Origin of the sequence: Enterobacter ludwigii (assembly GCA_023023105.1) — a bacterium.
GTDB lineage: Bacteria > Pseudomonadota > Gammaproteobacteria > Enterobacterales > Enterobacteriaceae > Enterobacter > Enterobacter adelaidei.
On record CP083824.1, the window covers coordinates 3,388,372 to 3,410,228 of the forward strand.

General features: G+C 56.7%; 20 protein-coding genes. 5 read left to right on the plus strand and 15 right to left on the minus strand.

What is annotated here, in order from left to right; translation table 11 throughout:
* Positions 1–4: 4 nt before the first annotated feature.
* Positions 5–2,245, minus strand: a complete 2,241-nt coding sequence (locus LCD46_16420; GenBank protein ID UOY69642.1) for a sensor domain-containing phosphodiesterase — start codon at positions 2,243–2,245, stop codon at positions 5–7.
* Positions 2,246–2,598: 353 nt separating this feature from the next.
* Here LCD46_16420 and LCD46_16425 point away from each other — a divergent pair, with 353 nt between their 5' ends.
* From LCD46_16425 to LCD46_16435, 3 genes are all read left to right on the plus strand, one after another.
* On the plus strand, positions 2,599–2,787 hold the full coding sequence (locus LCD46_16425) for a YfgG family protein (GenBank protein UOY69643.1): 189 nt from the start codon (positions 2,599–2,601) through the stop codon (positions 2,785–2,787).
* 208 nt (positions 2,788–2,995) lie between these two features.
* Complete coding sequence (locus tag LCD46_16430) at positions 2,996–3,247, plus strand: DUF6130 family protein (protein ID UOY69644.1); 252 nt, start codon at positions 2,996–2,998, stop codon at positions 3,245–3,247.
* Between the two features lie 11 nt (positions 3,248–3,258).
* Complete coding sequence (locus LCD46_16435; protein UOY69645.1) at positions 3,259–4,002, plus strand: alpha/beta hydrolase; 744 nt, start codon at positions 3,259–3,261, stop codon at positions 4,000–4,002.
* Between the two features lie 89 nt (positions 4,003–4,091).
* On the opposite strand, the gene iolB is transcribed toward LCD46_16435, so the two are convergent.
* The 10 genes from iolB to LCD46_16485 all read right to left on the minus strand — a co-directional run bounded on the left by iolB (position 4,092) and on the right by LCD46_16485 (position 17,112).
* Positions 4,092–4,916, minus strand: a complete 825-nt coding sequence (gene iolB, locus LCD46_16440) for a 5-deoxy-glucuronate isomerase (protein ID UOY69646.1) — start codon at positions 4,914–4,916, stop codon at positions 4,092–4,094.
* A gap of 9 nt (positions 4,917–4,925) precedes the next feature.
* Complete coding sequence (gene iolE, locus LCD46_16445) at positions 4,926–5,816, minus strand: myo-inosose-2 dehydratase (GenBank protein UOY69647.1); 891 nt, start codon at positions 5,814–5,816, stop codon at positions 4,926–4,928.
* Positions 5,817–5,827: 11 nt separating this feature from the next.
* Positions 5,828–7,732 carry a 5-dehydro-2-deoxygluconokinase gene (gene iolC / locus LCD46_16450; GenBank protein ID UOY69648.1) on the minus strand — a complete coding sequence of 635 codons (1,905 nt, stop codon included), beginning with the start codon at positions 7,730–7,732 and terminating at the stop codon, positions 5,828–5,830.
* A gap of 12 nt (positions 7,733–7,744) precedes the next feature.
* Positions 7,745–8,878 (minus strand): Gfo/Idh/MocA family oxidoreductase, encoded by a 1,134-nt coding sequence (locus LCD46_16455; protein UOY69649.1) that lies wholly within the window; start codon positions 8,876–8,878, stop codon positions 7,745–7,747.
* Between the two features lie 8 nt (positions 8,879–8,886).
* Positions 8,887–9,822 carry an ABC transporter permease gene (locus LCD46_16460; GenBank protein ID UOY69650.1) on the minus strand — a complete coding sequence of 312 codons (936 nt, stop codon included), beginning with the start codon at positions 9,820–9,822 and terminating at the stop codon, positions 8,887–8,889.
* Positions 9,823–9,833: 11 nt separating this feature from the next.
* On the minus strand, positions 9,834–11,381 hold the full coding sequence (locus tag LCD46_16465; protein ID UOY69651.1) for a sugar ABC transporter ATP-binding protein: 1,548 nt from the start codon (positions 11,379–11,381) through the stop codon (positions 9,834–9,836).
* Positions 11,382–11,432: 51 nt separating this feature from the next.
* Positions 11,433–12,362: a sugar ABC transporter substrate-binding protein gene (locus tag LCD46_16470; protein ID UOY69652.1), complete on the minus strand. Its 930-nt coding sequence runs from the start codon at positions 12,360–12,362 to the stop codon at positions 11,433–11,435.
* A 31-nt stretch (positions 12,363–12,393) separates the two neighbouring features.
* Positions 12,394–13,380, minus strand: a complete 987-nt coding sequence (gene iolG / locus LCD46_16475) for an inositol 2-dehydrogenase (protein ID UOY69653.1) — start codon at positions 13,378–13,380, stop codon at positions 12,394–12,396.
* 289 nt (positions 13,381–13,669) lie between these two features.
* On the minus strand, positions 13,670–15,595 hold the full coding sequence (gene iolD / locus LCD46_16480; GenBank protein UOY69654.1) for a 3D-(3,5/4)-trihydroxycyclohexane-1,2-dione acylhydrolase (decyclizing): 1,926 nt from the start codon (positions 15,593–15,595) through the stop codon (positions 13,670–13,672).
* Positions 15,596–15,606: 11 nt separating this feature from the next.
* On the minus strand, positions 15,607–17,112 hold the full coding sequence (locus tag LCD46_16485; protein ID UOY69655.1) for a CoA-acylating methylmalonate-semialdehyde dehydrogenase: 1,506 nt from the start codon (positions 17,110–17,112) through the stop codon (positions 15,607–15,609).
* 292 nt (positions 17,113–17,404) lie between these two features.
* Between LCD46_16485 and LCD46_16490 the strand changes: the two genes are divergently transcribed.
* Positions 17,405–18,238, plus strand: a complete 834-nt coding sequence (locus LCD46_16490) for a MurR/RpiR family transcriptional regulator (GenBank protein ID UOY69656.1) — start codon at positions 17,405–17,407, stop codon at positions 18,236–18,238.
* Between the two features lie 55 nt (positions 18,239–18,293).
* On the opposite strand, the gene LCD46_16495 is transcribed toward LCD46_16490, so the two are convergent.
* The 4 genes from LCD46_16495 to LCD46_16510 all read right to left on the minus strand — a co-directional run bounded on the left by LCD46_16495 (position 18,294) and on the right by LCD46_16510 (position 21,191).
* Positions 18,294–18,671, minus strand: a complete 378-nt coding sequence (locus tag LCD46_16495; GenBank protein UOY69657.1) for a DUF1641 domain-containing protein — start codon at positions 18,669–18,671, stop codon at positions 18,294–18,296.
* Positions 18,671–19,867 carry an NAD(P)/FAD-dependent oxidoreductase gene (locus LCD46_16500; GenBank protein UOY69658.1) on the minus strand — a complete coding sequence of 399 codons (1,197 nt, stop codon included), beginning with the start codon at positions 19,865–19,867 and terminating at the stop codon, positions 18,671–18,673. The genes LCD46_16495 and LCD46_16500 overlap by 1 nt, the downstream gene beginning before the upstream one ends.
* A gap of 218 nt (positions 19,868–20,085) precedes the next feature.
* Entirely contained in the window at positions 20,086–20,394 is a 309-nt protein-coding gene (locus tag LCD46_16505; GenBank protein UOY72986.1) for a YcgJ family protein, read from the minus strand.
* A 311-nt stretch (positions 20,395–20,705) separates the two neighbouring features.
* Positions 20,706–21,191: a GNAT family N-acetyltransferase gene (locus tag LCD46_16510; GenBank protein ID UOY69659.1), complete on the minus strand. Its 486-nt coding sequence runs from the start codon at positions 21,189–21,191 to the stop codon at positions 20,706–20,708.
* Positions 21,192–21,427: 236 nt separating this feature from the next.
* On the opposite strand from LCD46_16510, the gene LCD46_16515 reads away from it, so the two are divergent.
* The gene (locus tag LCD46_16515; protein ID UOY69660.1) at positions 21,428–21,646 is read left to right on the plus strand and encodes a hypothetical protein; all 219 of its coding nucleotides are present in this window, start codon (positions 21,428–21,430) and stop codon (positions 21,644–21,646) included.
* Positions 21,647–21,857 lie beyond the last annotated feature (211 nt).

A 21,857-nucleotide genomic window follows, 5' to 3' on the forward strand; every position in this document is an offset into this window, starting at 1 on the left:
CGGCTCAGGCGTCCGCACAGGACGCCTCTGCCTCCAGCAGTGATTCCAGTGCGACCGGTCTGCCAATCAGGTATCCCTGCACATAATCAATACCTAGCGCGTGAACCGCGCTACGTATCTCTTCAGTTTCGACATATTCTGCCACCACCAGCATTTTCTTCATTCGCGCCAGATGGCAGATTGACGCCACTATCTGATAATCCAGACTGTTGTTAACGATGTTCTGCACAAAACTGCCGTCGATTTTGAGAATATCAGCGTCCACGCTTTTCAGCCGGGCATAGCTCGCATAGCCGGTACCAAAATCATCAATGGCAATGCGTACCCCCATCTTCTGCAACTGACCGAGGATCTGTTGTGCCTGCTCAGCACTGCCGAACGTGCTGCACTCCGTCACCTCAAAGATCAGTTGCCACGGTTCGATGGCGTATTTCGTCAGCAAACGACTTACCTCAAGCGGGAACTGCACTCTGCAAACGGTTGAAGGGGCCAGATTAATGGCAAACCGCTGGCCGGGCAGCCTTTCGCGATGTGTTGCCAGAACGCGTAGCGTGTGGTCCAGCACCCATAAATCCACCCGCGATGACAAACCAAACTCCTGCGCAACGGGCAGGAATTGGTCGGGGGAGATCAATCCCCCATTTGCATCCTGCATCCGCAGCAAGACTTCGTGGTAGCGATCGCCCCGCTGGCCGCAAACAGGCTGCACTAACAGCATAAATGCGTTGTTCTCGAGAGCCCTCTGCAGACGGCTCATCATTGCGACTTTATCCTTCAGGCTACGCTGCAAATGGACAGCGCCACGCTGCTGAAGATTTTCGGGGTGGTTGGAGGAAAGCGACAAGTCCGCAACCATCCCCAGCTCCCCCAGGACCAGATGGAGATGGTTCACCGGTGACCGCACATAGCAGTAGCTCACACCCACCTGAGGCTGTAGCGGCATACCATCCCAGACAAAGCGGAACTGTTTGATATGCTCATCCAGGGTTTCAATCCGCTGCTGGTGGGATTCCGCGTTGAGTCGAATCGCCAGGTCGCACCCGGTCAGGTGGTAGACCTTCTCATTGGACTGGAGTTTGTCATTAATCCATTGCGCCAGCTGCTGTTTGTACAAAATGCGCAGCAACACGCCGTAATTTCGCCCCAAAATTTCCAGTTCAGGAATACGCAGCAAACAAAGCGCCGACCAGGGGTTTTTAGCCAGATCGTTTAATAACGACCGCAGGTTAGGCATATGTACGACAGGGTCGAGTAGCGCCAGTCTGCGGGAGCGTTGATTCACGGTACGCTGATGCGTCGCCAGCATCGACATGTAAATCACCACAAACGAAAAGACCAGATAGCTGGAAGAGGTGATCGCCAGTTGAATGTCATAACCCTGATGCAACGGGATATAGCGGTAAAAATAGTGAATGGACACCAGCAAGACTGGCGTCCAGATCAGTGACACCAGCTTATAACCAAAGCGCATTGCGGCCCAGAGCATCACCGGCATCAATAACGACAGGGTGTAGTTGGTGGAAAAAATTGAGCTGTTTTCATTCATGGGGAGCAACAGCAGCAAAAGCAGCCCGCCAAGGGCAAATGCCCAAATCAAAAACTCAGCGACCGTCACCTTTTTCTCTATCTGCATACGGATCTGCGAGATGAGGTTTTTGATGTAACGCGGATGGCGAATCAGACGGATCAGCAGATAGCTCAACGGTACCCCCGTCAGCCCGCTGACCAGCAGTGTCTGATAGTTAATGAGCGTACGAATATTAAGGGGGGATAATCCCGCAAGGCTCTGGCGACTCTCGTACACACCCAGATAAACCGCAAACTGAAACAGCACCAGAAATAGCGTCGCGGGGCAGAAAACCTGCCAGAAAATGCGCTGCGCCATCAGCCGGGTGTCCCCGTACGCCGTCATATTGCGTCCGGGAGCAAACACCCGGTATCCCCCCCAACTGAGCACTATCGGGACGATAAAATGAAGCATACCGGCGACGGTTTCAAACAGCCCAACCGATGGGTAATAGCGGATAAACAGCGACAACGCGATCCCGGGAAGCGCTTCCAGGCCAAAGAACATCATCAGCGAAAGCAAAAATGAGAGGGGTAAATAATAGAGCGCCACAATACCTTCGCCCAGTTTCGTGAACGTATTCGCGACGCTCAGCACGGGGAGTAAAACCACAGGTAAAATAAGCGGCAATGCCCACCAGCGGTCTTCATTGTTTTTCAGAAAAGCAATAATGTTCATAGATGCCCGGTTAAACCCCTTTCTCTCCAGAGGGAAAATAAAGACAGGCATCCGACCTGACGTGCGAGCCGCCCGGCAACGTTGAGGGCGAACAGTGTGGAGGGAGGATTTTAAATATCAGGACAGGGAATCCGTTGACTTAAATCAAACTACTTTACGCAAACAACCTTTTCTGCCGATTTTTTTGCAATAATTTTCTTCACATTATCAATATGGTAAATGTAATTATTAACTCTAATAACATTAATTAATGTAACTATTGACGGTTATTTACACATTGCAGAATTGACCCCCTCTTCCCGCTGTGCCTTAATATCCCTATCGCCCAAAAGGGCATGTCCAGGAAAAACACAGTGAGTCAGGCCACGCGTATGCGCAAACGACATCGATTTAACACCCGAATGACCCGCATCATACTGCTCATCAGCTTCCTGTTTTTCTTTGGCCGCTTCGTTTACTCTTCGATTGGCGCCTGGTATCACCATCAGGATAAGACCCAGTCACAGCAATCCAGTCTGACCGTCGACACCGCTGACCGCTAGGCCGCCGGAGGGTTTTGCACTCTTTGAATAATGCCTGCAATCCCTTTGCTAAGGATCTTATCCTGCAGCCCGGCAAACTGTATCGCACTGTATCCACAGCGCCACGCTGACAAACGGGTACAAAACGCCGCCTCCGGCAAATATCTCTGATACATAAAAATGGTTTTCTTTCCCTGTCGTCATTCAGAACCGATGAGGAGAGACACCGATGATTCGTCGATACACACTTTTCCCCCTACTCGCCCTGGCATCCGTCGCATATGTCCAGGCCGCCCCTCTGGACAACCTCAGCGCCACTGACGTTAACGGTCCCGCCGCCGTTGCGCCGCTGGAACACCCACAACCGCCCGCTGGAAAACACAAGGTGACCATTATTCTGGCCGACCCAACGCATAAGCCTCTTGACCATAAAACTCTTGAATTCACCGTGCCAGCGCATGCGCCGGTCCACCATTTCTGAGGAGCCTGAAGATGAAAGCATTATCGTTACTGACAGCGGGTTTGCTGGCGATTTCGGCCAGTGCTTTGGCGGAGAGTAAAACCAGCGTGGTGCTGGTGCATGGCGCGTTTGCCGACGGCAGCAGCTGGAATAAGGTGATTACTCTTTTGCAAAAACAACACACCGAGGTTATAGCCGTCCAGTTGCCGCTGACATCGCTAAAAGATGACGTAGCGGCCACGCAGCGAGCCATCGCCCGTGCACACGGGAATGTGGTGCTGGTGGGCCACTCCTGGGGAGGCACCGTGATTAGCGAAGCAGGCAACGATGCGCGGGTTAAATCGCTGGTGTACGTGGCGGCGTTCGCGCCGGATTCCGGTCAGTCGACGGCGGATCTGGCAGGAAGCTATCCTGCCCCGCCGGGCAGTGCGGGCATTGCTAAAACGGCGGACGGCTATTTATACCTGCCGACAGAAGCCGTCAGGAAGGACTTCGCGCCTGACGTGAAGCCAGCCATTCAAGATACGATTGCAGCCACGCAGGGGCCAATTAAGGTCGAGGCGTTTGGTGAAAAGGTTGCCCACGCGGCGTGGCACGAGAAACCGAGCTGGTTTGTGGTCAGCAAGAATGACCGAATGATCAACCCCGCTCTTGAGCGCGCGATGGCGAAGACGATCCATGCGAAAACCGTCGAGGTGACGGCAAGCCACGTGTCGATGGTGAGCCAGCCGGAGGCTATCGCCCGGACGATTGAGCAGGCAAGGCGGATGCACTGAGAAAAATTCGCCCGGCGGCGCTACGCTTGCACGGGCCTACGATTTCGTAGGTCGGGTAAGCGCAGCGCCACCCGACAAGAAAGGCCGTCTCAGTCCCCCCTCTCTGCGGGATAATCCCGATTAATCCACGCGTGGTCCTCTTCCCAGGTGAACATCCATTTGCGCACCGGCCCGGCCATCACGTTGAGGTAGTAGCTGTCATACCCGGCCATTGTCGCCACCGGGTGATAGCCCTTCGGCACCATGACCACATCCCGGTTGTAGACCGCCATACACTCATCCAGCGTTCTGTCGTCGGTGTAAACACGCTGCATGCAGAATCCCTGTCCCGGGTTGAGGCGATGGTAATAGGTCTCCTCCAGATAGGTCTCCTGCGGCGGGTTGTCCGTGTCGTGCTTATGGCTCGGGTACGAGCTGGTACAGCCTTCGTTGGTCCAGACCTCCACCACCAGCAGGCTGTCGGCGGGTTTGTTTTCCGGCAGGATGTTATGCACGTAGCGCTGGTTGTGGCCCTTACCACGCGCTTCGCCGTCAATATCCTGCGGGGCTATCAGCCGCGTCGGGTACGTCCCTTTGCCGGGCGCGGCGCAGACCGCCAGCTCGACTTTCGTTAGCGCCTTCACCTGCACCGTCTCCTGTGAGGTGACGTACACCGCCCAGGGTTTGATGCGCTCGAACGGGCTCATCCGCTCGCCGATGTCAGTAAACTGTGCAGAAGGCGTGCTAATGGAAGCGCGCCCGGCCACCAATACCAGGCAGCGCTCTTCGCTGACGGCGGGCAGCGTCAGCGTCTGCCCCTCCTGCAGCTCATACGTCTCAAAGCCGACATACCCCCAACCGGCGCTTTCCGGCGTGACGGACTGAGTCCGCCCCTCAACGTTCGGCTGTTGCCAGCGCGATAACAGACGTGACATGGCACCTCCTCAGATAAGCCCGGCGTCGCGCGCCAGGCGGCTCAGGTTGTTATACCCCAGACGGGCGTAGGTCAGCGGATGGGCAATCGCCGGGTCCTGCTCGGCCTCCACCACCAGCCAGCCGTGATAGTCCTGCGCTTTCAGCAGTCGCATGATCGGCGGGTAGTTCACGCAGCCGTCGCCCGGCACGGTAAACACGCCGCTCAGCACCGCATCGAGGAAACTGGTTTTGCGGTTTTTGACGTCCGCCAGCACGTCGGCACGCACGTCTTTGCAGTGAACGTGGTTGATGCGCGACACCCAGCGCTGCGCCACCGCCAGCGGATCGGCCCCGGCAAAGGTCAGGTGGCCGGTATCCAGCAGTAACCCCACCGCATCGCCAGTGTGGATCATCAGGTTGTCCACGTCTTCAGCGGACTCAATCACCGTGCCCATATGATGATGGTAGGCAATCTGTACTCCCTGCTGCTGCGTATAGCGGGCAAATTCGGTGAGCTTCTCGCCATACTCTTTCCAGCGTTCCTGCGGGAAACGCGGGCGCAGGTGAACCGGCGTCTGCTGCTCGCCGTGAATGCAGCCGCTCACTTCCGCAAAAACCAGCACCTTCGCCCCCAGCTCGCGCAGCAGCGTCAGGTGGGACTGCACGGCAGCAATCTCGTCTTCAACGCTGCGTTCCAGCAGGCGGCCGGAATACCAGCCGGAGATCAGCTGCAGGTCGTGACGCTGCAGGATGGGGCCGAGCAGGCGCGCTTCACGTGGGAATTTATTACCCAGTTCGAACCCCGCGAATCCGGCCTCTTTCCCTTCGCTCAGGCAGGTCTCCAGAGATGTCTCTGCGCCCAGTGAAGGCAGATCGTCGTTCGTCCACGTCAGCGGGTTGATGCCCAGTTGTACACTCATTGTCGTCTCCATTATGCGTGTCCGCGCTCGCGCCACCAGGCGATAAGCTGCAGGTAGTTGTCCCGAATGCGCGCCACCAGCTGCGCATCGTCAATATCGTGTTTCAGCCATGCGCGGGAGGCATCGCCAAACAGCGTGCGTCCCACGGCGAAGCCTTTTACCAGCGCCTGTCCCGATGCGGCTTTGAAGTCGGCACGCAGCTGTTCTGCCGGAGCATCCAGACCCAGGATTACCACGCCGCGACAGTGCGGGTCCCGGCGCGCGATAATCTCGCTCAGCGCCGTCCAGCCCCCGGCAGAGAGCGGCGGCAGTTTCCACCAGTCGGGGTAGATGCCCAGGTTGTAGAAACGGGAAATGGCGCGCAGGTAGAGCTCGTCGCTGCGCGGCATGCTGGCGGGCAATATCACCTCCAGCAGCAGTTCATGTCCGGACTGACAGCAGGCGTGGTACACCTCAGCGATTTTCTGCTCCTGCTCCAGACGCAGGCCGTGGGCATCTTCCGGATGGAAAAAGACCAGGCACTTCACCACGTGCTCCTGCGGCCAGCTGATAAGCTGGGTACCAATGTTGCCGTGCTCCATCTCCAGCGGACGCGATCCCGGCAGTTCAATGGGACGACCAATCCACCACCCTTCCCCGGTGATGGCGTTCAGCGCATCCTGACCAAAGGTACCGTCGCACAGCAGGCCGGCTTTCCCCTCCAGCCCGGCAGAGCTTGCCGCCTCGCGGCTGGCCTGCAGGATCAGCTGCTTCAGGGCCGGAATGCGTTTGAGCGACGCGCCGCATTGCAGCGCCATATCCTCAAGCTGGCTGCGGTGATCGAAGGCCATCACGCACAGCTCCGGCCACTCGCGGCGGCGGGTGGTCACCCGGTGCAGATGGTTTAGACGCGGGTCGAGATCCGGGCGTGGAACGAGCGCGGCGCGGGAGAGGTAATCATCCAGCTCGATTTTGCTCGGCATCGCCGGCGCACAGCCGTGCCGCGAGACCACCAGCGCCCCACAGGCGTTGGCGTAGCGGCACGCCTGCTCCCAGCCCTCGTCGTTCAGATAACCGCGCAGCAGGCCGGACATAAACGCATCCCCCGCGCCGAGGACGTTCAGCACCTCCACGCGCACGCCGGTCACCGTCAGGCCGTCGTCCAGCCGAGGGGGAATAGCATCGGTATACACCGAGCATCCAAGCGCGCCGCGCTTGCACACCAGTGTCGCCTTGCTGACGTGGCGCACCTGCGCCAGCGCCTGCAACGTATCGGTGCTGCCCCCGGCAATATGAAACTCCTCTTCGGTGCCGACAATGACGTCGAAGAGGTGCAGCACTTCCTGCAGCTCGCGGGTGACCTGATCGGCGGCGATAAAACGCGTTTCGCCGTCGCCTAAGGAGGTTAGCCCCCACAGCACCGGACGGTAGTCGATGTCCAGCACCGTGCGCACGCCGTGACGGCGGGCGTAATTCAGCGCCGTCAGCACCGCCTCGCGGGTCTGCGGGTGAGAAAGGTGAGTCCCGGTGATGGCAAGACACCGTGCGGAGGCAATGTAGCTTTCGTCCACATCGCTGGCGGTAATCGCCATATCCGCGCAGTTATCGCGATAAAAAATCAGAGGAAAGGTGTCCCGGTCTTTAATGCCGAGCAGCACCAGCGCCGTGAGGCGGTCTTTATCGGTGATCAGATGGCTGGTATCGCAGCCCACCTGGTTTAACTCTTCCCGCAGGAAACGTCCCATATGCTCATCGCCGACACGCGCCAGCATTGACGAGCGTAGGCCCTGACGCGCGGTGCCGTACGCCACGTTGCCGGACGAGCCGCCGAGATATTTGGCGAAGCTCGACACATCCTCCAGACGGGCACCAATCTGCTGGCTGTAGAGGTCTACCGCCACGCGGCCCATGCATATCACATCAAACTGCTTTTCCACGTTGAACCCTCTTCAGACAATGTCATTCACGTTCAGCCAGCGGCCTTGCTGGTGTGAGAGTGCGATGGCGTCCAGCACGCGCGAGACCTTCCAGCCCTCTTCGAAGTCCGGCCACATCGGCGCGTCGGCGGCGATGCCGTCTACCAGGTCACGCACTTCCACCGTTTTTTGATCGTTAAAGCCAATACCGTGGCCTGCACCCATACAGAACGCGCCGTAGTCCGGGTGTGCCGGGCCGACCAGCAGCGTGCGGAACCCCTGACGGTTCACCGGATCGTCATGCAGATAAAGCTTCAGCTCCGCCATCCGCTCCTGGGTGAAGCTGATGGCACCTTTCGTCCCGGTGATCACATACGAAAGCCCCATCTTGCGGCCGCAGGCGACGCGGGAAGTTTCAATGACGCCCTGCGCCCCACCCGCGAAGCGCACCATCGCGTGGGCCTGATCTTCATTTTCCACGGCGACCATTTCCGACGATCCGGCCTTCGCCGGACGTGCCGGCACCACAATCTTCAGATCGCCGCAAACCTGCTCAATCTCCCCCACCAGGTACTGGGCCATATTGACGATATGCGCCGCCAGGTCACCCAGTGCGCCCAGTCCGGCGGTTTCTTTAAAACAGTGCCAGTGAATGGGGGAAAGCGGGTCGGCCATATAGTCTTCGTTGTGGGTGCCGTAGAAGTGGATCACCTCTCCAATTTCGCCGCGCGCAATAATCTCTTTCGCCAGCTGCGCCGTCGGGTTTTTCATGTAGTTGAACCCCACCAGCGTTTTCACCCCTGCCCGCTTCGCGGCGTCGACCATTTCGCGCGCGTCGTGGGCATTCAGCGCCAGCGGCTTCTCCGAGTAAACATGCTTGCCGTGACGGATCGCCTCCAGCGCCATCTCTTTATGCAGATGGTTGGGGGAGCAAATATCCACCACATCAATGGCCGGGTCGGCAACCAGCGCCCGCCAGTCACCGGTTGAGCGATTGAAGCCAAACGCCTGCGCGCGCTCTGCCGCCAGCGTCGGGTTCACCTCCGCCACCATCTCACGCACCAGTTTGCCGCGCAGGTTGAACACCGTCGGGGCCTGGGCATAGGCAATGGCATGCGCCTTGCCGATATACCCGGTGCCAATCAATCCAATACGAACCTCTTTCATCGTGATCCTCACAGTGCGCCGCGACGGCTCTTGGCATAGGTGTCGAATGCCACCGCCAGAACGATAATTAATCCGGTGATAATTTGCTGGTAGTAGGCCGAGACGTTCATCAGTACCAGGCCGTTAATCAGAATGCCCATGATGATGGAGCCGATAATCGTGCCACCGATGCGTCCGTAGCCGCCCATCAACGACGTGCCGCCAATGACTACTGAAGCAATAACGCGCAGCTCAAAGGAGATCCCGGCCACCGCCTCGGCGCTCCCCAGACGTGCCGCCTCCGGATTGCCACCAATGGCGTAGACGAAGCGCCCCCAGCGGGTTTTATGCAGCGCCAGATAACCGCCGATGGCGACGATGGCAAAGATCCAGATCGGAATGGAGATGCCGAGCAGCTCCCCGCGCCCCCACCAACGATAGCCCTGATCGAAACCGGCGATCGGCGCGCCATCGTTAATCACCAGCGTCAGGCCGCGCCAGATGGTCATCCCGCCGAGGGTGACGATGAACGGCGGCAGGCGCAGGCGGGTGACGCCCAGACCGTGCAGAAAACCAATCGCCGTGCCCATGGCCAGACAGATCCCCAGCCCAATCAGCCAGCTCATGCCGCCCCAGGCGTTCGGGTCAACGGTGGTGAAGTTGTCGCCTTTGATCACGTAGGCCGCGGTCATGGCGCACACCGCCAGAATGGAGCCCACGGAGAGGTCGATCCCGGCGGTCAGAATAACGAAGGTCATCCCCACGGCCATAATTCCGTAGATGGAGACTTCGGTCAGGATGTTGAAAATATTGCGTTCAGAGAAAAAGTTGCTGTTCTGCGACTGGAAGAAGATCAGCAGCAGGATCATGAAAATCAGCACCCCGAAGCGCTCGAAGAAGGCGATGGGATCGATGCGTCCGGCGCGTTTGACCGGGGCCTGCGTTTTAGAAATCATCTGCGTCATGAGAAACTCCGTTATGCCGCGTTCAGGGCGTTGTGGTTGATGGCCATCATCGTCATCAGCCGTTCTTCGTTAGCGTCGTCACCGTGGATCTCGCCAGTTACCCGGCCTTCACTGAGCGTGATGATCCGGTCAGACACCGCCATCACTTCAGGCAGATCGGAGGAGATCACAATCACCGCCACGCCCTTTTTCGCCATATCAAACAGCACCTGGTGCACTTCCGATTTGGTCCCGACGTCGATGCCACGCGTCGGCTCATCGACAATCAGCACCCGCGGGTTGAGCGCCATGCAGCGCGCGAGGATCACTTTCTGCTGGTTGCCGCCAGAGAGCTTGCGCACCTCCTGCGCGCTGTTGACCATTTTGATCTGCAGAGCCTGGCGGTAAGACTCAATCAGGTCGTCCTCTTTGCGGGTATTCACGAACCAGCGCCACTGCAGCAACGAGGAGAGGCAGGAGAGCGACAGGTTGTCGCGAATCGACAGCCCCAGCACCGCCCCCTCTTTCTTACGGTCTTCCGGTACCAGTGCCACCCCCTGATCGAGGGCATAAAGCGGGTCGCGCGGCTGGTACGGCACGCCGTCCAGCTCAAAGCTGCCTGAAGTAAAGGCGTCAGCGCCAAACAGGCAGCGCGCCACCTCGGTACGGCCAGCCCCCACCAGCCCGGCAATCCCTAAGACTTCCCCGGCGTGGACGTGGAAACTGATGTCATGCAGAGCGATACCGTGTGGATCCAGCGGCGGTTTTTCCCGGCTTAACCCCTTCACCGACAAACGGACAGGTTTGTCTTGATGATGGGTTTCGCTGGCAGGGCGGCGGTTAAAGGCCACGTCACGCCCTACCATCAGGCGGATCAACTGCTCTACGTTGGTCTCCGCTACCGCGCCGGTGCCGGTGAAACGGCCATCCTGGAAAACGGTGAAACGATCGCAAAGCTGGAAAACTTCATGCAGGCGGTGAGTGACATAAATAATGCTCACGCCACGGTTTTTAAGCTCCCGCACCACGCGGTGCAGGCTTTCCACCTCGCTGTCACTCAGCGCGGCGGAGGGTTCATCCATGATGATCAGCCTGGCATTGAGGGTCAGCGCCCGGGCAATCTCCACCATTTGCTGCTGGGCCACGCTCAGACGAGCGACGGGCGTGGTCGGTGCGACATTCAGTTGCAGATAATCGAGAATCACCTGCGCTTCCTGATTGACCGCTTTTTCGTCGACGATCAGGTTACGTTTGCGCGGTTCGCGTCCGAGAAACATGTTTTCCGCGACGGTCATGTTGGGCAGCAGGTTGAATTCCTGATAGATGGTGATAATGCCCTTGTTCTGCCGTTCTACCGGGGAGTCGTCCACCGGCAGCGTTTCACCGTTGAACCAGATCTCTCCGCGCGTCTGCGGCTGTGCGCCCGCGAGTGCCTTCAACAGCGTGGATTTCCCGGCGCCGTTTTCGCCCAGCAAAGCGTGAATTTCACCCGTGCCGACGGTGAGCTGGGCGCTGCTCAGCGCCCATACGCCGGAAAAGCTTTTTGCCAGGTCGGTTACTTTCAGTAAGGGTTGCGACATCAGCCTGCTCCTTATTTATGGGGAGCCGCCCGTACGGCGGCTCCGGACAAATCAGTTACCGGCCTCAGCAATACGCTCAGCCTGCTGCAGGTTCTCTTTGGTGATCAGCGTCGGCGGATAGTCCGCCCCGGTGATGGCTTTTTTCTCACGTACGTTAGCCACCAGCTGGCTCATCGCCGTGGTCACCGCAAAGCCCGGGCGCTGATCCGCCGTTACCGCCAGCCAGCCGTCGCGCACGCGGGCCAGCGCTTCCGGTACCGCATCAAAGCCGGTCACCAGAATTTCGCCCGGCTTCACACCCTGGCTCTGCAGCGCTTCAATCGCCCCCAGCGCCATATCATCGTTGGCGGAGAGGATCACCTGCGGACGTTTCGGCAGCGACGGCAGAACGCTTTCGACAATGCGCATCCCTTCCGAACGCATCCAGTTGCCGGTCTGATCGGCGACGATCTTGTACTTATCCCCACCCGCCTTCAGGCTGTCGCGGATCCCTTTGGTGCGTTCAATGTTGGAGGAGGAGCCCGGCTGGCCGGTCAACAGAATGATGTCTGCGCCGTTGGGGAATTTAGTTTTGACGAAGTCGCCAATCGCCTGGCCGCCCTTGTAGTTATTGGCGCCAAAGTGCGGCACTTTTTTCTGGCTATCGACGGAGCGATCAAGCGTCACAACCGGCAGCTTCGCATCCTGAATTTCATCTACCGCACTGGAGACCGCGTTCACATCGTTCGGGGAGACGATAAAGCCCTGCGCACCACGGGTGATGGCGTTTTCCAGGTCAGCCACCTGCTTCGGTGAGCTGCCCTGACCGTCCAGTACCTGAAGTTTCACGCCCATCTCTTTTGCGGCTTTCACCGCCGTGCGCTGCATGTGAACTTCAAACGGCATGGCCAGGTTTGGTGTACTGAAAACAAGTTGCTCGTTTTCGGCGAGGGCGGCCCCGGATGTCATGACGATGAGGGCGGCTAAGATCAGTTTTTTCATTATTATGTCTCTCTGTGTAGGGTTGTTGTGTTTAGAGGACGATCTCGCGCTGGCAACGCAGTGATTCCAGCGCTTTATCCGCGAGGTACAGCGCACGTTCACCATCATCGCCGCTGCAATCAGGTACCGCTTCGCCGCGCAGGACCGCAACAAAGTGTTCCCATTCCGCGGCGTAAGCGGATTTGTAGCGTTGCAGGAAGAAGTGTTCCGGCAGCGCGCTGGTGCAACCCTGTTTGCCGTAGTGCTGCACCTGGTTTTCAAGGATATTGCCCGCGCACAGCAGCCCTTCGGAGCCGTGCAGCTCCAGGCGCTGGTCGTAGCCGTATGAAGAGCGGCGACTGTTGACGATGGTCGCCATCGCGCCGGAGGCGTACTTCAGAACGATAAACGCGGTGTCGATATCTCCCGCTTCGCCAATCGCCGGATCCACCAGATTGCTGCCCTGGGCATACACCGACACCGGCTCTTCACCCATGATGAAGCGCGCCATGTCAAAGTCGTGAATGGTCATATCGCGGAACATGCCGCCGGAAACACGCACGTACTCCGCAGGCGGTGGGGACGGATCGCGGGAGATGATCAGCAGCGATTCCGGTTTGCCGATACGCCCGGCCTGAGCGTCGGTTTTCACGCGACGGAACTGCGGGTCAAAGCGACGGTTAAAGCCGATGAACAGCGGTACGTCATACTCCCTGACCACCTTCAGGCAGTCGCGTACGCGGGCAAGATCAAGGTGTACCGGTTTTTCACAGAAGATGGCTTTGCCGTGACGAGCGGCCATTTCAATCAGATCAGCGTGGGTGTCGGTCGCGGAGGCGATCAGTACGGCATGAACGTTCGGGTCGGTCATCGCCTCATCCAAGCTCTGCTGACGCGCCTGATATTGCGTGGCGAGACGGGTGGCGAATTCCTGATTCGGGTCAACCACGGACCAGAGCGTGGTCGCACTGTGGCTGGCGATGTTAGCTGCATGTACCTGGCCAATTCGGCCAGCGCCCAGTAAAGCAATGTTAAACATAACGGCTCCCGGTGTTGGTGAATGCTGTGAACTAACGACACTATAAATAAAACATTTATTTCATTTTTATAAATAGTGAAAATTATGTTTTTGAGTGCGAGTTAACACTTTTGAGATGTATGAGATAAATTTTGTTATCAATCTCACAACATGGAGGAAGGTATGCCCCTCCATTACAAAGGAGCGAGGGAGTGAAAACCGCACCGTACCGTCCCCTCTCCCGTTGGGAGAGGGTCAGGGTGAGGGGAAAAAGAAAAATGAAATGAAAATTTCGTTATGGCAGGAAATCTCAATACTGACGGGCTTTTTTCACCTGAGCCTGCGTTTGCTCGGCGGCCTGGCGCACCGCTGGCGACTCAGCCACCTGCGCATCGCCGGTTCGCCACCATGACGCGTAATCATGGGTCATCGTTTTCGGCAGCACTTTGATGTCGAGGAGCGTCGGCCCCGGGTGGGCGCGCGAGGCTTCCAGCGCCGTCAGCAGGCTTTGCTCGTCATGAACTCGCCATGCTCGACAGCCGTAGCTTTCCGCGTTTTGCGCAAAATCGACCTTCACCAGTGGCCCGTCAAGCCGACCCGTTTTCGGGTTGCGGTAGCGGTTTTCCGTGCCAAAACTCCCCATTCCGTGCCCCATCTGCAGGTTGTTAATGCAGCCGAAGCTGGCGTTATCAAACAGCAGAATGGTGACCTTAATGCCCTCCTGTACGGCGGTTTGCAGCTCTGAATGCAGCATCATGTACGAACCATCACCCACCATGGCGTACACCGGCTGCTGAGGTTTTGCCAGCTTCGCGCCGATGGCCGCTGCGACCTCGTACCCCATACAGGAGTAACCGTACTCCAGGTGGTAACTGTCCGGCGTTTTGATCTGCCAGAGGCGCTGTAAATCTCCCGGCAGCGAACCGGCCGCGCCCACCACGATGGCGTCATCTTCAACATGCTGGTTGATCAGCCCAAGCACCCGAGTCTGGGTCAGGCGGGTGTTGAGCGTTTCACCGTATTCCATGAGCTGCGCATCAAGGTGCCCTGCCACTTCAGGCGCGTCGTCCGGACGCCACTGGCGATCCCACAGGCGACGGCACTCGTCGCGCCAGGCGGATTTCGCCTCAGCGATCGCCTCTCCCCAGCCGCTGCGATAATCTTTCAGCGCGTGGGTCAAGGCCGTCAACCCGGTTTGGGCATCGGCAATCAGCGCGGTGGCATCCAGCTTCAGGGCGTCAAACTCGGCCACGTTCAGCAGCAGGAACTCGACGTCCGGATGGGAAAAGAGCGCCTTGGAGCCGGTGGTAAAATCAGTAAGACGCGTGCCGATGCCAATTACTAAGTCAGCCTGCGGCGCAAGCTGGTTGGCGGCCATTCCGCCCGTCACACCGACGCCCCCCAGATTAAGCGGGTGATCGCTTACCAGCGCCCCCTTTCCGGCCTGAGTTTCGGCAAACGGCAGTTGCAGCGTTTGAACAAATTCCCGTAACGCCTCATGCGCACCGGAGTAACGCACGCCGCCGCCGCATACCACCAGCGGACGGCACTTGCGGGCAATCAATGCCTGAGCCTGCGCCAGCCGCTGCGGGTCAGGTGGACGGCGTTCAATATGATGCACACGACGCGCAAAGAAACTCAGGGGGTAATCCCAGGCTTCCCCCTGCACATCCTGAGGTAAGCAAATGGTCACTGCCCCTGTATTTGCGGGGTCAGTAAGCGTTCGCATCGCGCTTAACATCGCGCTCATGAGCTGTTCAGGACGGTTGATGCGGTCCCAGTAGCGGGAGACCGGGCGGAAACAGTCGTTGGTACTGATGCTGAGATCGTGATACTGCTCGATCTGCTGCAACACCGGGTCCGGCTGACGGCTGGCGTAGATATCGCCCGGCAACAGCAGGAGCGGAATACGGTTCGCCGTGGCCGTCGCGGCCGCCGTCACCATATTGGCAGCACCAGGCCCAACGGATGAGGTGACGGCAAAAATACGCTGGCGGCGATGCTGTTTGGCGAATCCCGTCGCCATATGGGCAATCCCCTGCTCGTTACAGCCCTGCATCACCTGCAGATGGCCGGGGTCCTGCTCCAGCGCCTGGCCGATACCGAGCACGTTACCGTGCCCAAAGATCGTTGCCACGCCCTCCACAAAGGGCGTTTCGTTACCATCAACGCTAACGTATTGTTGATTAAGGAATCTGACCAGCGCCTGGGCCATGGTCATACGTTCGGTTTGCATAAAACCCCCTGTCAGCCCAGCGTCGGCATGGAGAACGCAGCGCCTGTCTCCTGCTGCATTTCCGGCCAGCGCGCGGTGATGGTTTTCATTCGGGTGTAGAAACGCACGCCATCGTTCCCGTGAACATTGAGCGCACCAAAGATGGAACGCTTCCAGCCGCCGAAGCTGTGGAATGCCATTGGTACCGGGATCGGCACGTTGACCCCCACCATGCCCGCCTGCACCTCTTCACAGAAGCGGCGCGCGCAGCCACCGTCACGGGTGAAAATAGCCGAGCCATTACCATATTCGTGGCGGTTAATCAGATCCACCGCGCTGGCGTAATCTGCTACGCGCACCACAGAAAGCACCGGACCGAAAATTTCTTCTTTATAGATGGTCATCTCCGGAGTGACGTTATCGAACAGCGTCGGCCCAACGAAATAGCCCTGCTCGTGACCCTTCACGCTGAAGCCACGCCCATCCACGCGCAGGTTCGCCCCCTGCGCTTCGCCACTGTCAATGTAGCCCAGCACCTTGCTGCGGTGCGCGGCGGAGATCAGCGGCCCCATCTCGTTTTCTGGCTTCTGGTCCAGCCCCGGCCCGACGCGCAGCGCGGCGATCTGTTTTTCCAGCCGGGCGCAGAGATCATCGGCGGTTTTATCGCCCACGGCCAGCACCACGGAAAGCGCCATACAGCGCTCCCCTGCCGCCCCAAAAGCCGCGCCCATGATGGCGTTCGTCGCCATATCCATGTCGGCATCCGGCATTAAAATGCAGTGGTTTTTCGCGCCGCCGAGCGCCTGACAACGCTTACCGTGGGCGGACGCGGTCTGGTAAATGTATTCGGCAATCGGCGTTGAGCCAACAAAGCTCACCGCCTGCACGCGTGGGTCGGTCAGGAGCACATCAACGGACTCTTTATCGCCCTGCACCACGTTGAAGACGCCGTCCGGCAGGCCGGCCTCTTTCAGCAGCTGCGCCAGCGCGAGCGCGAGTGAAGGGTCTTTTTCCGATGGTTTCAGCACGAAGGTGTTGCCTGTCGCCAGCGCAATCGGGAACATCCACATGGGTACCATCGCCGGGAAGTTAAACGGCGTGATCCCGGCGCAGACCCCGAGCGGCTGCATCAGCGAGTGGCTGTCGACGCCCGTGCCGACGTTCGCAGAGTGTTCACCTTTTTGCAGATGCGGGATGCCGCAGGCGAATTCCACCACTTCCAGGCCACGGGTCAGTTCGCCAACTGCGTCTGAGAAGACCTTACCGTGTTCTTCACTGATGATACGGGCCAGACGCTCCATATTCTCTTCAAGCAACGCTTTGAAGCGGAACATCACACGTGCGCGCTTAAGTGGAGCAAAACGCGCCCACGCGGGAAACGCTTGCTGTGCTGCGGCAATCGCCTGTTCGGTTTCCTGTGCCGTGCTCATCACCACCTGGCGGATTTGTTCACCAGTGGCCGGGTTGAAGATCGCCTGAACGCGCTGGCCTGAACCGGTGACACATTCGCCGTGAATAAAATTCGCTACCGTCTCCATCCTTAACCTCTCGCTGTTGATACGTGACTGTTACCTGAACGTTGTGTACTGAACACTATATATGAAACAAATATTCCATTTTAAGTTGAAATAAAATAAATGATGATTATTGTGATCAAGGATGGATTTTTATGTTAACAGCCAACATCACTGACTCAGCCTGAGCTATTAAGGGATTTCGGGCGAGGAAATGACTGAAGCTTCTGTTTCATTTTTGCTGCCAGATGGATGGCCGACATTTAAAAGACGCGGTTTTGCGTTTAGAATCATATGACTGTATTTGGGGGATAACATGACGACAGCAACCAGCCTGAACGAACTGCAGCAGCAAATCCGCGATCGCTACGATAGCCTGAGCAAGAGGCTGCAGCAGGTTTCCCGCTATGTGCTTGATAACACCAACAGCGTGGCCTTTGATACGGTTGCTGTCATTGCCGAGCGCGCCGACGTACCACCATCGACGCTCATCCGCTTCGCCAACGCCTTCGACTTCACCGGCTTCAACGAGATGAAACAGCTGTTTCGCATGAACCTGGTGGAGGAGACCGCCAGCTACAGCGACCGCGCCCGGCTATTCCGCGAAATGGAGAGCGAGGCCGTGCCGGAAACGCCGCTCGATATCCTGCAGGAATTCGCCCGCTCGAATGCGCAGGCGTTACAGCAGCTGGCCGCCCGCGCCGAACCAGAAATGCTGGAGCGCGCCGTGCAGTTGCTGGCCGATGCCGACACCATCTACATCGCCGGTTTACGCCGTTCCTTCAGCGTCGCGGCCTATCTGACCTACGCCCTGAGCCACCTGGAGTGCCGCCCTATCCTGCTCGACGGGATGGGGGGGATGCTGCGCGAGCAGATCAGCCGCATTAAGGCCCGAGATATTGTGGTGTCGATCAGCTTCTCGCCGTACGCGGAAGAGACGGTGATGGTCAGCGAAACCGCCGCCAGCGTTGGCGCACGTCAGATTGTGATTACGGATAGCCAGATCAGCCCGCTGGCGACGTTCAGCGATCTCTGTTTTGTGGTGAAAGAGGCACAGGTGGATGCGTTCCGCTCCCAGTCAGCAACGCTGTGCCTGGTGCAGTCGCTGGTGGTGGCGCTGGCGTACAGGTTGGGAAGTGGGGACAAATAGTCTGCATTGCCCTTTTGCCGGCCGGGAACGGCACAGCCGCCCCCCGGCATTTTGGTCAGTTCTTTATTTCAGTACACTCCGGGTAGTCTACGGATGAGAGAGCACTCAGGCGTTGCCCCGTAATCTGCAGAACGCGCAGTAGAAGCATAATGCCGCGACGGGTATCTGGATCGTTCAGCATCGAGAACACCTGCCGAAGCGAAACATCCCCTTCCCGGTTAATTTGCTCTCCCCATGCCATGCGTAGCGCAGTTCCGCCTTCCCAGCCGACAGTCACAACATCTTCAAAAACGCCGGCCAGTTTTTCGACCATCGCGTTATCGGTCATTTCAAGCAGGTCCGCCACCAGGGCGAGCAAATCAACAAGATTATTCAGGCGATTGCCGGCCATAAGCGGAGCAAGATTTTTCAGCAATTGTTCCTGTTCGCTCATCAGAACATCCCCCTCACGACACCCCAATACAGTCCACGGTTAAAACCGTTTCGCAGCATGCCACCGAGTTTTGTCGCAGGCACCGGCGTCACATCATTGCGATAGTCATATACCAGCGGCATCCCCGCCCAGAGCCCCATCTGCGCGACGGCCTGAACCCGGCCATCGTAATGATTACCGCTTCCGGGTGGTCTGCCATACAGTTCCGCCACAATATTGTCGACAATGATCGGGGCCTGGTTATGGCACGACCCGCCAGCTTTACTGATAGGGAGATCGACGGTATCGCCGATCACATAAACGCCTTCTAACCCGTAGACGCCGAGCGTCTGGTGATCCGTCGGCAACCAGCCTTCTCCATTCTGAATCTCACTGAGCCCCGTATTACGCACCGCCTCTACCGCCCTGATGGGAGGCGTGGCCATCAGGATGTCGAAGTTCTGCGAATCGCCCTCGGCGGAATACGCGATTTTGCTGTCAGGATCGACATGACTTAAGGTAAAACCGCGCTGGTGCTGTATGCCTTTGGCAGCAAAAATATCCCCCAGCGCCTCCCCAACCGGACGTTGCAGGAACAGACAGTTTCGCAGTAATTGCGCTACGGTCGGATAGGTATAAACAATCTCAACCTGATTACGTACACCACGCTGACGCAGATAGTCGTCAACCATCAGCGTGGTTTCGATGGGGGCGATCCCACACTGGTGGGGCACATTAGGGGTTTCCGGGAAAGAGACGGTGATAAAGATTCGTCCCTTTTTAATGGTGGCAAGTTTATGGGCTAATTGTCTGGCCGCCGCGTATTGGTAAAAATGATCGCCCACTTCAGCAAGGCCAGGGATTTTTTGAGGGAAAGGTGTGCAACCAGTAGCAATAACCAGCAGGTCCCAGTCGTAGTGTTTCTTACTGGCGCTGTATAAGCGGCGTTGTTTAAAATCGAAAGATTCTATTTTATCGGTAATAAATTGAATTTCCGGACTCAATAATTGCCGCTCAGGCCGGGCCAGCTCATGGTGATGAAAGAGGTTAAACGCGACGTACATAAACGCGGGTTTGTAGTAGTGCACCGGTGATTCGGATATCAGCATCAGTTCTACCTGACCGGCGGCAATTTCGCGTCGTAATTTCCTGGCCAGCAGGTTGGCGACAATCGTCCCTCCCGTCCCGCCACCGACAATCATTATGCGGTTTTTCATTCCGTTATTCGCTCATGGTAGTGAATGGGAATTCACGTAACCAGACCGCTTCACTGTTACGCTCAGCTAAAGCGTAGTAACAGAGCAATATTCCGCAATACAATCCTTAATGAAATATTTAATTTCAGCAATCATATCATTATTTAAAATATACACTGCAAAATATAATTTATATCCCTAAAACGTAGCCTCTGCCTGAGATCTCTTTTTCATCATTATTATTCACCAAAGAGCAGCTTTGTGTACTTTTTAGAGACCGCCCCGGAACGCTGACCGTTGGCGCCATAATAGCGATCTTCACGACACAGCCGTTCCTTCACATCGCAGAAAATGCCGTTAGCAAAGGTGAATTCGGTCAGATCGACATCGCTCGATGTGAACACCTCGTTTGCAGCAGCCTTCTTGCCGAGATACTTCTCGGTCAGCTCACGGGAAATTCCCTTGTCATTGGCGCATACATATCGGTCGCAGAGCACGCCTGACACTGGCGAATGGAGTTTGGCCGGGGTCCTGGCCTGAGCGGACATGGCGGACACAGCCAACAGCGCGGCCACAGAGCATGAGAGTATTGTCTTGTTCAAGATGATAACCTCCGTTGGTTAATGAGTGTCGGCTTTACACCGGGCGCGGTGGAACCATCATGAGGGTGAAAAACCCTGGAGGGTTCTGAGTTTCAACTGGAAATGCCCTGTTTAGTTTTTTGTTGACCTAAACGGTCGTCGAAAGTTCAGGTTGGGGGTAATTGTAAGGGCCCTATTCAGGTGGGTCCAGTGTGAGCGAGGAGCGGATTTACCATTATGCTATTTTTATCAACAGGGCGTCTCTTTTCCAGAGTACTTCAGCCTGCACTACGGGCCAGCTCATCTATTTTTGTGCCAAAAACCCGGTGATAGTTAACACTCTTGATAACCTGAGCTCCGAGGGACTCATAAAACTTCTGCGCCAATGGGTCTGCTGCCACAGATAACCAATCGAGTTGTAAACACCCTCGTTCTTGTGCTCGACAGGCTATAAAACTCATCAGCTTTCTACCAATTCCATTCCTCCTGAAAGGTGCAGAAACAAAAAGCTCTTTGATAAACATTTGCCCGCTGAAACGTGGTGAAGGGTACATCACTGATACACATGAAAACGCAGCTATTACTCCATCACAAACCACTTTGTGAACTTCGGTATTAGAATCAAAGGCAAGGACCTTGTCCCTCAGATATACGGTCATGTCATTACGGGACAAGCAAAGCTTCTGATTATAGTAGTGTTCCATCTCGATAAAAATATCAACCAAATCAGGATATTCGTGTGGTTTGCAGATGGTGATGCTCATGCATATCTCCTTAAGAAAAATATATCTATTTTAAATTAATATATAAGCAATAAAGCTATAGCAATAAAAGTTTCTATTGCTAATTGTTAAACTAACCCTGTTGTTCCATAGTTGATTAAAGCATTTTTAGCAAGGAGCGGACGCTGACCTTTCATATTTGTACGATTCACTCTCTGGCCTGATCTGACGTATGTATCATAGATACAGGAACTCACTAGCATGATCGGAGATTGCATATGCTGATATATAACGTTTTTGGACGGCATATTGGCGTTCAACGTAAGAATGAACGCTGGCTGGTATTTCGTGCTGACCTGACGGAGAGAAAGTTTTCTCGACTCTATGACATCGCTATTCCTGACGATATGACTGAAGGTGAGATTGCCGGCTGGCTGGGTGACATTTTCCATGAAGCCGCAACCGATCGTCATCCAAATGTGGAACGCATCGAATAAGAATTTAATGGATAGCCTTACATTACGCCCGCTCCTGGCACTAACCTGGCATGATGTTGCCAGCCATGGCCCAAAAAAAAGCCCGCTATCCGCGGGCTTAGAGATATTTTATAGTCTGTTAGTACCAGACGTATCCGGTTGGGAAATCATTCCCACTCGATGATCAATGCTGTCTTAAAACACTATAAAATCAATAAAATAGCATTATATC

What these genes read in the sequence shown, in the direction of transcription:
- LCD46_16500 (UOY69658.1), bottom strand. Translation starts at nt 19,867, where the DNA reads ATGAAAAACCGCATAATGATTGTCGGTGGCGGGACGGGAGGGACGATT.
- LCD46_16455 (UOY69649.1), bottom strand. Translation starts at nt 8,878, where the DNA reads ATGAAAGAGGTTCGTATTGGATTGATTGGCACCGGGTATATCGGCAAG.
- LCD46_16510 (UOY69659.1), bottom strand. Translation starts at nt 21,191, where the DNA reads ATGAGCATCACCATCTGCAAACCACACGAATATCCTGATTTGGTTGAT.
- iolB (UOY69646.1), bottom strand. Translation starts at nt 4,916, where the DNA reads ATGTCACGTCTGTTATCGCGCTGGCAACAGCCGAACGTTGAGGGGCGG.
- LCD46_16515 (UOY69660.1), top strand. Translation starts at nt 21,428, where the DNA reads ATGCTGATATATAACGTTTTTGGACGGCATATTGGCGTTCAACGTAAG.
- LCD46_16490 (UOY69656.1), top strand. Translation starts at nt 17,405, where the DNA reads ATGACGACAGCAACCAGCCTGAACGAACTGCAGCAGCAAATCCGCGAT.
- LCD46_16435 (UOY69645.1), top strand. Translation starts at nt 3,259, where the DNA reads ATGAAAGCATTATCGTTACTGACAGCGGGTTTGCTGGCGATTTCGGCC.
- LCD46_16485 (UOY69655.1), bottom strand. Translation starts at nt 17,112, where the DNA reads ATGGAGACGGTAGCGAATTTTATTCACGGCGAATGTGTCACCGGTTCA.
- iolD (UOY69654.1), bottom strand. Translation starts at nt 15,595, where the DNA reads ATGCAAACCGAACGTATGACCATGGCCCAGGCGCTGGTCAGATTCCTT.
- LCD46_16470 (UOY69652.1), bottom strand. Translation starts at nt 12,362, where the DNA reads ATGAAAAAACTGATCTTAGCCGCCCTCATCGTCATGACATCCGGGGCC.
- LCD46_16420 (UOY69642.1), bottom strand. Translation starts at nt 2,245, where the DNA reads ATGAACATTATTGCTTTTCTGAAAAACAATGAAGACCGCTGGTGGGCA.
- iolE (UOY69647.1), bottom strand. Translation starts at nt 5,816, where the DNA reads ATGAGTGTACAACTGGGCATCAACCCGCTGACGTGGACGAACGACGAT.
- LCD46_16460 (UOY69650.1), bottom strand. Translation starts at nt 9,822, where the DNA reads ATGACGCAGATGATTTCTAAAACGCAGGCCCCGGTCAAACGCGCCGGA.
- LCD46_16465 (UOY69651.1), bottom strand. Translation starts at nt 11,381, where the DNA reads ATGTCGCAACCCTTACTGAAAGTAACCGACCTGGCAAAAAGCTTTTCC.
- LCD46_16505 (UOY72986.1), bottom strand. Translation starts at nt 20,394, where the DNA reads ATGTCCGCTCAGGCCAGGACCCCGGCCAAACTCCATTCGCCAGTGTCA.
- LCD46_16430 (UOY69644.1), top strand. Translation starts at nt 2,996, where the DNA reads ATGATTCGTCGATACACACTTTTCCCCCTACTCGCCCTGGCATCCGTC.
- LCD46_16495 (UOY69657.1), bottom strand. Translation starts at nt 18,671, where the DNA reads ATGAGCGAACAGGAACAATTGCTGAAAAATCTTGCTCCGCTTATGGCC.
- iolG (UOY69653.1), bottom strand. Translation starts at nt 13,380, where the DNA reads ATGTTTAACATTGCTTTACTGGGCGCTGGCCGAATTGGCCAGGTACAT.